Below are 1,837 nucleotides of genomic sequence, written 5' to 3' on the forward strand. Positions count from 1 at the left end.
GTAAACAGGTGGTAATATATTAAATGTTCGCGGCACACGCGAGCACGGAAAGCCTTGAAAAATGAAGGATTTCCGGAAGGACCTAGAAAACCACATAGACAGGAAACGAAAGTCAAACAAGACAAAAAGAAAAAGGTTGAGAAACCTTGGATCATGTACCAAATGATCCCCAAGATTTCCTAAAACAGTAATACGGTAACAGAAACAACTGTAGAAACAGACGTTAGCGTCTGACCGGATTAAACGGAAGGAAAGAGATAGTAAGCCGGAAGGCTTAATATACAATTTTCATTAAGAGTTTGATCCTGGCTCAGGATGAACGCTGGCGGCGTGCTTAACACATGCAAGTCGAGCGAGAAATCGCAGAAGGAAGCTTCGGTAGAATTCTGTGATGGAAAGCGGCGGACGGGTGAGTAACGCGTGGGAAACCTGCCCTTGACAGGGGGACAGCCGAGGGAAACTTCGATTAATACCCCATAACGCAGAGAGACCGCATGGTCATTCTGCCAAAGAATTATCGGTCAGGGATGGTCCCGCGTCTGATTAGCTGGTTGGTGAGGCAGCGGCTCACCAAGGCGACGATCAGTAGCCGGCCTGAGAGGGTGAACGGCCACATTGGAACTGAGACACGGTCCAGACTCCTACGGGAGGCAGCAGTGGGGAATATTGCACAATGGGCGCAAGCCTGATGCAGCAACGCCGCGTGAAGGAGGAAGGCCTTCGGGTCGTAAACTTCTGTCCAAAGGGAAGAAGAATGACGGTACCTTTGGAGGAAGCCCCGGCTAACTACGTGCCAGCAGCCGCGGTAACACGTAGGGGGCGAGCGTTATCCGGAATTACTGGGCGTAAAGAGTGCGTAGGTGGCTTTGCAAGCGTAGGGTATAAGGCGACAGCCCAACTGTCGTTGGCCCCGCGAACTGTAAGGCTTGAGTACAGGAGGGGAAGGCGGAATTCCTAGTGTAGCGGTGAAATGCGTAGATATTAGGAGGAACACCAGTGGCGAAGGCGGCCTTCTGGACTGTAACTGACACTGAGGCACGAAAGCGTGGGTAGCAAACAGGATTAGATACCCTGGTAGTCCACGCCGTAAACGATGAGCACTAGGTGTCGGGCTCGCAAGAGTTCGGTGCCGGAGCAAACGCATTAAGTGCTCCGCCTGGGGAGTACGCACGCAAGTGTGAAACTCAAAGGAATTGACGGGGACCCGCACAAGCAGCGGAGCATGTGGTTTAATTCGAAGCAACGCGAAGAACCTTACCAGGGCTTGACATCCCTCTGAAAGGTCGGGTAATGCCGACCCCCTCTTCGGAGCAGAGGAGACAGGTGGTGCATGGTTGTCGTCAGCTCGTGTCGTGAGATGTTGGGTTAAGTCCCGCAACGAGCGCAACCCTTGCCATTAGTTGCCATCATTGAGTTGGGCACTCTAGTGGGACTGCCGGGGACAACCCGGAGGAAGGCGGGGATGACGTCAAATCATCATGCCCCTTATGTCCTGGGCGACACACGTGCTACAATGGCCGTCACAGAGGGAGGCGAAGGCGCGAGCCGGAGCGAAACCCTAAAGGCGGTCCCAGTTCGGACTGCAGGCTGAAACCCGCCTGCACGAAGCCGGAGTTGCTAGTAATCGCGGATCAGAATGCCGCGGTGAATGCGTTCCCGGGTCTTGTACACACCGCCCGTCACACCATGGAAGCCGGGGGTGCCCGAAGTCGGTCGCAGAGGCTGCCTAAGGCAAAACCGGTGACTGGGGTGAAGTCGTAACAAGGTAGCCGTATCGGAAGGTGCGGCTGGATCACCTCCTTTCTAGGGAGACACGTTTGCTGTCTATGGGTTTACT

At 54.2% G+C, this 1,837-nt stretch carries 1 rRNA gene; it reads left to right on the forward strand.

Features of this window, described 5'->3' with window-relative positions:
* Nucleotides 1–287 precede the first annotated feature (287 nt).
* A 16S ribosomal RNA gene (locus FYJ64_RS11270) occupies nt 288–1,803 on the forward strand.
* The last annotated feature ends 34 nt before the right edge of the window (nt 1,804–1,837 follow it).

This window comes from Hornefia butyriciproducens (assembly GCF_009695915.1).
Lineage (GTDB): Bacteria > Bacillota > Clostridia > Peptostreptococcales > Anaerovoracaceae > Aminicella > Aminicella butyriciproducens.